Here is an 8,399-nt window from a genome sequence, read left to right on the forward strand (position 1 = left end):
CCGGTATGCATCCGGTTCGACTTGGCGCCGCATTGATCCGCTAGGTAGCCTTCTGCGCGAAACCATGTTGCGCTCGGCACAAGGGCCAAAGAGTACAGCACGACGATCATGACCTGGCCGCTTCCGCTGCGACATGACCGGCGAGTTCGGTGATGAATGTGCGCAGTCCAGTCAAGTCACTCAGTTCGGCATAAGCGCCGTCCGCCGAAGCCGAGCGCGGCGATGTCAAGATAGCGGCTGTCGTGTAAAGTTGCTCATGAACCAGCTTCCTGCAAAGCACGCTATAGCGCTCGGCATATGAGGCACCCTGAAACTCCTTGAACACCGGGAAATGAGGCGAGCTATCTCGCACGGGTGAACGCGATGCTGGCGCGTCCTCAAGTAGCATCAGCCAGCCGACGAAAGGGCGCGACTGCTCACCAAAAGCCCCTTCCCTGTAAGCCGTCCACAGATCATGCGCCGTGCCGATCGCTTCTTCCGACCGGTTATTGAAATTGTTACCGAAGGACGGGCCGACCTGACTCTTGAATTCAAGCGCCGCAATCAGGCGGCCTTCATTGATAACCAGAAGGTCCCACAGCTTCGTGGGCCGGAAGTAGCCCGGCAATGTCAGCACGCGGCGCATCTGGTGGATATCGGCATGATCCAGCCCGTTGGCCCGCACGATGTCGATAACCAAGGCGATAAAGCCATCCATGTTCTTGCCGCCAGTGACGCCGGCGCGTTCGCCCTGATCGGCCTTGCCGGCCTCAATTTGCTTCTGACGCGCTTTTTCGCGATTCCCCCAAAACGCCTGAACAGCTTCACGGGCCTTTCGTTCGTAGTCGGCAAGGTCAATGGCCATGAATCCCCCTATTCGCCGTTACCGCCAATGGCGGCACGTTCTTCTTTTGACAGGCCATAGAGTTTGGCGACGGCGTTGTTGCAGGCGTCAACATCATTGCGCGCCGCCGCTTCGACCAACTCGGCTTGCTGGGTGGCGGAAACGTCCTGCCAGCGCGGCAGGCGGATGCGCCGGAGATACTGTGCCTGAAAACGTAGATACCCGCCGCGCATACGGGTCGCGTAGATCGACACGAAGAGCTTGGCTATGCCTGAGCGCAGCACGGCACGCAGCGCCATCAGATCCCACTCGTCTGAAATGATGAAATAGAGATTGTGGTGCGGGTACAGGCGCCCGTCTTCATAGACAATATGCGCGTCGCCCTTGATGTCGGGGATCAGCAGCTTGGGTCTTCGGGCAAGCGCCGGATAGATCCGGTCGATCGTCCGGTACCAGTTGACCGGCGCTTTCCGTGCGACGTGTCGTTTGGCGATCTGATTCTTGCGCGCTTCCAGATAGGCTTTCAGGCGGGGGTAATCGTTCAGATCGACGAGACCGCCGCTATCGGCAAACGGATTGACCACGCCCAGGCCGCGCCACCTGACTTCGCCGCTATCAATGTCGCGGGTCATGGCCAGTGGCAACTTGCGGTCGCCCTCCACGTCGAGTTCATCGAACGGGCCGATAAAGGCTTTGTCCGCACCTGTCGCCACGCCAATCCCAACTTTGCATCCGGCATCTTCGATGGCAGGGAAATCCCGTTCCAGCCTGCGGATGAGCATGAGTTGGTCAGGTGATTCCAGGATCCAGGGCTGGGTGCCAGCGGCGACACCGGCCATTTCCTTGACCGGCCCGTCAGGCGCAGGCGCGTTTTCGGCCAAAAGCTGCACTGCAAGGGCGTCGAGAATGGCCTTGTCGATGGCCGGACGTTGCGCGACCCGCGTCTTACCCGGCTTTTCCTTCGTGATGACCGTGATCGCCGGATAGGCAATAACTTCGGCATGAAAAGCCGGGGTATCGGTCATATCGACATAGGCTTTCAGGTGATAGCCGTCAGCCACCATCTGGCGCAGCGGCCCACCGTAGCGGTTTTTCATCCAGCGGTCGGCGCAGATAAAGCCGAGCGTGCCGCCGTCGGCCAGCAGGGTCAGGGAGCGTTCGATGAAGGGGATATAGATGTCGGCGCGGTCGAACACGGTGCGGTAGCGTGCGCGGTACTCTGCAATCAGAGCGTCGGGGATTAGCTCCTGTCGCACATAGGGCGGATTGCCGACAACAAAATCGAACGTGCCGGGCAGATCGGTCAGCAGGTAATCGCCCCGCACGAGCCATGTGTCGGCAAGTTGTTCTGCGGCCTCCGCGTCGATACCGGCCTCCCGGAGCGCGGCAATCACCTTGCTGTGCGTGGCCCCGAACGATGACTCGTGTAGCTCAACGCCGCGTATGCATTGAGACAGCACCGTGATCGCATCACCGGTCGGATCGCCTTGTTGCCAGCTTGCCAGCAGGCGCTCGATCACAATCTGTAAAAAATCTCCATCACCGAAGGACGGCTCCAGAACGCGGCAGCTGTAAAGCGGACGGTCGGCCGTATAGCCGGCAAGATCGAGAATGAACTCAACCACTTCGCGCCTTGTAAAGATCGCGCCGCGCTGCTCGATCCCGGCGGCGGCGAGAAGGGCGACAGCATCCGCCACCGGGCAAAGACCTGGCAGCGACGCTTGCTGGATAGAAGACAATACGGCCATCAGGCGACCTCCCGCCCCGGCCGTACATCGATCGGGCGATCGTCGCGGTGGCGCTGCAAAAACTCGCGCATCGACCGGCGAATCAGCCACGATGTGCTTACATCGCTGCGCCGCGCGAGCTGATCCATTGCCCCGTAGTCGTCAGGATCTACCGTAACGGTGACGCGCTTCAGCGGTTTGTTCCGTGCCTATCCGGTTGACGCAGGCACCCACTAAACCTGGTGGTGAGAAACCCGATGGAGCGAAATCGCGGCACAAGATGTGGGGCTTGTATGTGGCAACCGGATAGGCAGGGTTTGTTCTTCTTGCGGTTGGGCATGCCTGGCTCATATACGTGATGCATAGTCTCATACAACCGTACACCAGATATGTCGGCCCATTGCATGAATCTCACTATATGTACGGGATGTCGTGAAATCTGCTCTAAGACCAAGTGGCATTCCACATGTCGTTGGTCGGCTTGCGAGGCGCCGGTATGACTACAACACGGCATGAACGGAGTACGCCATGACCAATGGAGGCGCTGACAGACGCAGCGTGGTCAAATGGGGGAAGTCCTAGCGATGGACGAACAGAACAATAATGACCTCTCGAACGAGGCCGCTGCCCTTGCCGATATCCTGAAGTGGTCGGCCGACCTGCCCGGCTGGCAGCGTGATGCCCTGCGCCGGCTTTGCGGCCAGACCAAGCTCGAACCCGCCGACATCACCGCGCTCGTCGCCGTCTGCAAGGACGACAACCCGGCCGCTCTGCTGGACACCAGCCATATCCGCGACCCCGCCGCGAGCCATGCCGTTGTCAGCCTGGGTGCCCTGCATGGCCTGTCGAACGTCAACGCTCTTGCGCCGGGTGAGCGGCTGTCCTTCGGCAAGACCGGTCTCACAGTGGTCTATGGCGACAACGGCTCCGGCAAATCCGGATACGCCCGCGTTCTCAAGCAGCTCTGCCGGGCGCGCTCTCCAAAAGGCGACGCCATCCTGCCAAACATCTATGCCGGCTCTAGCGGTGTGCCAACAGCCAGTGTCGACTACTTCATCGGCGGCCAGAAGCGCAGCGCGACGTGGAGCCAGGGCGGATCAGCCGACCCGATGCTATCGGCCGTCAGCGTCTTCGACTCGCGCACGGCCAGCGTTCATGTTGAGAGCACCAACGATCTCGCCTACACCCCGCTTCCCCTGCGCATTCTCGCCGGCCTTGCGCAGGCGTGCCAGGAGGTGAAGGCCAAGCTGTCGGCCGAGATCCAGACGCTGAAACAGCAGACGCCGGCCGTCCTGTCGAAACCCGAATGCTCGCCGGACACAGCGGTCGGCAAGGCGATCGCGACTCTGTCCGGCAAGACCAAGCCCGACGTTATCGAGAAGCTGGCGGGCCTGAACGCGCAGGAAGAAGCCCGGCTACAGACCCTCATCGCCGATCCCGCCCGGACCGTCCGTCAGCTCCGAACCCAGGAAGCCCGCATCAAGGCGGTTATCGACCAGATTGAGCGATTGATCGCTACCGCCAGCGACCAGAACCGGACCGCGCTCCACGAAGCCCACAGCCGTCTCGCTACGGCACGCGCCGCATCCGCATCCGCATCTGCCGATCTCTTCGCCGAAGAGCCGCTGTCGGACATCGGCTCGGACATTTGGAAGGCCTTGTGGGAAGCAGCCCGCGCCTATTCGCGGGAGGCGGCCTATCCCAAACAGCCCTTCCCGGTGACGGGTCCCGACGCTCATTGTGTGCTTTGCCAGCAGCCACTCAGCGAGGACGGTGCCAAGCGGCTCACCAGCTTCGAAGCCTTCGTCCAAGACGAAAGCAAGCGTCGCGAAGAGGCGGCCGCGGACGCCTACGACGACCTCGTAGAGCAGCTATCGTCGCAGGTCTTCCCCATCGAAGATCTGCCGGCCTTCGTCGCGCTGATCCGCGACGATATCGGCGAGAGCGAACTGTCGCAGGCCCTTCACCGGCAGATCGTCCAACTGTCCTGGCGGCTGCGGGCGGTGCTTCGAACCCATGCCCGCGAGGTTCTGCCGACGTTGCCGCCGGAGGCCGCCGTCTCGGTTGACGGGTTGCATGGCGTGCTCGACGGGATCGCCACCCGGATCGAAGGCCTGCAATCGGAGGCGGACTCCCCGCAACGCGCCGCCCTTGTCGCCGAACGCAACGGCCTGGCCGACCGCAAATGGCTGGATGTCGTGAAGGCCGACGTGCTCGCTCAGATCGAGCGTCTGAAAGCCATCGAGGCGCTAGAAAAGGCCGGAAAGGATACGGCCACGAACAAGATCACGACGCAGAGCGCCCGCATCGCCCAGGCCCTCGTCACCAATCGTCTGCGCGGCCGCTTTGCGATCGAGGTCGACAACCTCGGCGTAGCCGGCCTAGCCATTGAGCTTCAGCAGGCGAAGACCACGGCAGGCGTCCCCTTCTTCCAGGTGCGTCTCATCAACAAGCCGACCGAACCCGTTGGCAAGGTTCTGAGCGAAGGCGAGCATCGCTGCGTTGCGCTCGCCGCCTTCCTCGCCGAGCTGTCGACCATCGACGCACAGTCCGCGATCGTGTTCGACGACCCAGTGTCCTCGCTCGACCACCTGCACCGCGATCGGGTCGCCGCACGTCTGGCCGAAGCGGGTGAGAGCCGCCAGGTAATCGTCTTCACTCATGACATGGCGTTCCTGTTGCTGCTCGACGAAGCTTGCCGGGCGACCAAGGACCGGGCGGCAACGCCCGTGTCCTACCGGCTGATCAGCCGCGGCGCCGATCATGCCGGCTTCTGCCATCAGGATCCGCCCGCCAACGTCATGCCCCTCGACAAGGTGATCGACGGCATGAAGGCGCACCTCGATAATGTGAAGATCCATCACGAACGCGGCGACCAGGCGAAATGGCAGTGGGAGGTGACATCCTTCCAAGACCAGCTTCGCACCAGCTGGGAGCGCGCAGTGGAAGAGGTGGTCGGGCCGGTGATCCGTCGCCTGTCCCGCAAGGTCGATACGACTGGCCTGATCAAGCTCACCATCCTCTCCGGCGCCGACTGCACGGTGATGCGCGAAGCCTTCGGCCGCTGTTCAGCACTGCTCCACAGCCAGCCCGGCGAGATCAATCCCCGCTTGCCCGCGCCGTCGGTGATCGAGAGCGAGATCGACGCACTGGCGACGTGGATCGCCGATATTCGAGCCCGGCAGGAGAAAGCGGCATGACTATACATGTTCCACCCTCGACCGACGATCACCAGCATATTCTCAAACTCCGCGCCCTTGACGCCGTGTTTCGTGGCTAAGGGGGTGTGTCCGTCATTGAAGCGGTCCAGGGCGATCAACTGCGTATAATCGAGCAGTTCAGCTTTCTGATCGAGGACAGGCGGCTTTTCGGAAGAACTCTACCATGCGGGCGATCCACGTCCCGAGAAGGCGGCGCAGCGGCTGTTCTTCGCAGTCGCCCACGCCTACTGCAAGGCCAACAACCTGGATCTCACACCAGAAGCCGACACCGGAAACGGCCCGGTGGACTTCAAAGTCTCGAAGAGATTTTCCGGGCGCGTAACCGCGACAGGCTACCACCCGTGATCGCCGCGACAGGCGCCGCCGTTCGTACGAGAATCTACGGAGTCTTCACCTGACCGGAAGGCCCGCCTTCCGTCGGTAGATCGTATGAGCGCCGCTGATCCGGAGCCGATAGGTAAGCATCGGGCGGCTGACCCCGTACAGGCCTTGTGCTGTCGGCACGAGGCCATTGCTGACGATGTGCAGCGCCGCTTCGTTTGGGATCAGCAGCGCTCCACCAAGGAAATTTGCCTCTCCTTCAATCCCTCCGTCCAGCGCTCGCTCGCCCTCTTCGCTAAGGGGAACCGCCGACGCTGGTTGGCCAATGTGCGCAACTTCTCCCTGAGCTCTGCATCGTCGGCGCGCGTGGAACGGTAACGCACGCTCTTGCGATCGGCATCGATGACATGGCACGCCCGCCGCTCGCTCATCCCGTGGCAGTTCCGGAGATGAGCGACAGCTTCCCGCTTCGCGGCGGGCGTCAGAACTTTTTTGCCAGGAGATCCTTCAGCGCAGCCTTGTCGAGCATGGCATCAGCCAGCAGCCGCTTGAGCTTCGCGTTCTCGTCTTCCAGTCCCTTCAGTCGACGGGCCTCGGAGACCTCCAGCCCGCCATACCTCGACTTCCAGTTATAGATCGTCGCTTCGGACACACCGTGCCGACGGGCCAGGTCAGCGGTCTTCGCGCCCGCCTCAGCCTCCTTCAGCACACCAATGATCTGCTCTTCTGAAAACCTCGTTCGCTTCATCTCGTCCGTCCTTCTGTCAGGGCCGGACTCTAATCGAGGATGGAGGAAAATCAGGGGGTCACGTCACTGTGGGAAGTTTTCGATTTCGACCCCTTTGATCCTCATCAGTTTCCCCCCGATTCACTTGTCACCGCGTTGACCCTTGCGGCTATTTCTGCGCAGCGCGCCATGAGCACATCGAACGGTTCGGCTTCCTCAAGGAGGAACCCATCGTCGACCATCCGCCCGTAGTCTTCTGCGAGGGCTTTGGCGCCGTCGCCGGCTGGGACAATCTGCAAGCCGCCATTCACTGCCGCCGCGTAGTGGATATGAGATCGGTCGGCAGCCTCCTCAGCGAAATACATCGCCTTGTGGCGGGCCCTCACAGAGTCGGGCCGACAGGACTCAATCCTTTTCGATTTTGTCTTCAAGCCAGTCATGGGCGGCCCTTCGAAAGCGAATATGGCCGAGATCGTCGAGCACTGTTTTCGGTAGCCGTTCGCCATCGTCGAGATCGACCAGGCGCCGCGCGGGGTGATCTGGCCCGAGCAACCCCAGTAGTCCGAGCGCGGCTGGGCGGTCGCGGTCGGCGAGGCCACAGACGCCTAGCAGCAACAGCGCGCGACGCTTGGTCGAGCACGCAATCCGCTCCATTGCCGCGACCGCGGCTTCTACCGGACCATGTGTCGCTAGCAGAATGCAGGCCGACGCAGCCAACGGCGGTGCCAATCGCATGAGCAGCTCGGGGGTAATCGAATCGACAATCTCGCTCTCGACCACATCGGCTCCAATCAAGGCGTTGATGGCGTCGACGCGGACCCAGCGGGGCTGGTCGATGAAGGATAAAGCCCAGACTTTCTTCCGTATGGTGGAACTACAGCTCTGTGCTGCGGTGTTGAGTGCCGCTATGCCCAGCGAGCGGTCGTCCGTCCGCTCGGCCCGAAACAACAAGGCCTCCCCAATTTCGTCCGTAAGGCGGCCATAGGCCGCTAGGCCCACAACTGCTTCACGTGCAATGGGGTATGACGGTGGTTCGTTTTGATAGGCATCGACGTCCGACCAATCATCATCGATGAGGCGCAGAAGTACGATCTGATGCTCAGTATGCGGTCTGGTCGCAAGAATGCGAACTACGGCCCGCCGGACGCGACTGCCCGGATCGGACGAGAGGCCCAGCAGGCGCGACGGTAGCGGATCTGGTAGCGCCCGCGAAAGATAGGTGACCGCCACCTCGCGAGCGTCTGCTCGAACATGTTCAAGCGCGAGCCATACCAGCGCGTCGTCTTGGATGCAGATGGCCGCCTCGGCGGCTGCCTTTGCGAGTCGATGATCCGTTGTCTCGATAAGCCAACGGCGAATGGCCGACGACGGGACGGCACCGCCGGCGATCATCATCGGCACGATCTTGTTGAGTACGAAGGGCGTTGCCGTTTCTGCCGCTAGGTCCAGCAAGGAAAGGGTCGGCTTGCTGACAGCCGATGGAGGCTTGCCGTTGATGGATAGGGCCTCGAATATCTCGACCGCCGCACTCGGAAGCAACGCCAAGAGCCGCCGAACTAGTCGTGCGCGCGTCTTACTAG

General features: G+C 61.8%; 4 protein-coding genes and 3 pseudogenes. 1 reads left to right on the top strand and 6 read right to left on the bottom strand.

The annotated features are described in order from the left end of the window. Positions 1-106: 106 nt before the first annotated feature. Genes ACESNB_RS06465 through ACESNB_RS06475 form a run of 3 tightly spaced genes read right to left on the bottom strand, consistent with a single transcriptional unit; the run spans position 107 to position 2,699 of the window. Positions 107-844, bottom strand: coding sequence for a PaeR7I family type II restriction endonuclease (locus ACESNB_RS06465; protein ID WP_373005504.1), 738 nt, complete (start codon positions 842-844; stop codon positions 107-109). Between the two features lie 8 nt (positions 845-852). Continuing rightward, entirely contained in the window at positions 853-2,571 is a 1,719-nt protein-coding gene (locus ACESNB_RS06470) for an Eco57I restriction-modification methylase domain-containing protein (protein WP_373005510.1), read from the bottom strand. Beyond that, positions 2,571-2,699 (bottom strand): ribbon-helix-helix protein, CopG family, encoded by a 129-nt coding sequence (locus ACESNB_RS06475; protein ID WP_373005506.1) that lies wholly within the window; start codon positions 2,697-2,699, stop codon positions 2,571-2,573. The genes ACESNB_RS06470 and ACESNB_RS06475 overlap by 1 nt, the downstream gene beginning before the upstream one ends. 435 nt (positions 2,700-3,134) lie before the next feature. On the opposite strand from ACESNB_RS06475, the gene ACESNB_RS06480 reads away from it, so the two are divergent. After that, the gene (locus tag ACESNB_RS06480) at positions 3,135-5,750 is read left to right on the top strand and encodes an AAA family ATPase (protein ID WP_373005508.1); all 2,616 of its coding nucleotides are present in this window, start codon (positions 3,135-3,137) and stop codon (positions 5,748-5,750) included. Positions 5,751-6,394: 644 nt separating this feature from the next. Here the strand turns inward: ACESNB_RS06480 and ACESNB_RS06485 are convergent. From ACESNB_RS06485 to ACESNB_RS06495, 3 pseudogenes are all read right to left on the bottom strand, one after another. Beyond that, positions 6,395-6,840, bottom strand: a pseudogene (locus ACESNB_RS06485) (transposase); the annotation flags it as partial. Positions 6,841-6,944: 104 nt separating this feature from the next. After that, a pseudogene (locus ACESNB_RS06490) lies at positions 6,945-7,199 on the bottom strand (nucleotidyl transferase AbiEii/AbiGii toxin family protein); the annotation flags it as partial. 25 nt (positions 7,200-7,224) lie between these two features. Then, positions 7,225-8,399 (bottom strand): annotated as a pseudogene (locus ACESNB_RS06495) (hypothetical protein); the annotation flags it as partial.

Origin of the sequence: Hyphomonas sp. (genome assembly GCF_041689225.1) — a bacterium.
In the GTDB taxonomy this organism is placed as follows: Bacteria; Pseudomonadota; Alphaproteobacteria; order Caulobacterales; family Hyphomonadaceae; genus Hyphomonas.

Coding starts and splice junctions, on each gene's coding strand:
- ACESNB_RS06470 (WP_373005510.1), bottom strand. CDS start 2,571: ATGGCCGTATTGTCTTCTATCCAGCAAGCGTCGCTGCCAGGTCTTTGC.
- ACESNB_RS06475 (WP_373005506.1), bottom strand. CDS start 2,699: ATGGATCAGCTCGCGCGGCGCAGCGATGTAAGCACATCGTGGCTGATT.
- ACESNB_RS06465 (WP_373005504.1), bottom strand. CDS start 844: ATGGCCATTGACCTTGCCGACTACGAACGAAAGGCCCGTGAAGCTGTT.
- ACESNB_RS06480 (WP_373005508.1), top strand. CDS start 3,135: ATGGACGAACAGAACAATAATGACCTCTCGAACGAGGCCGCTGCCCTT.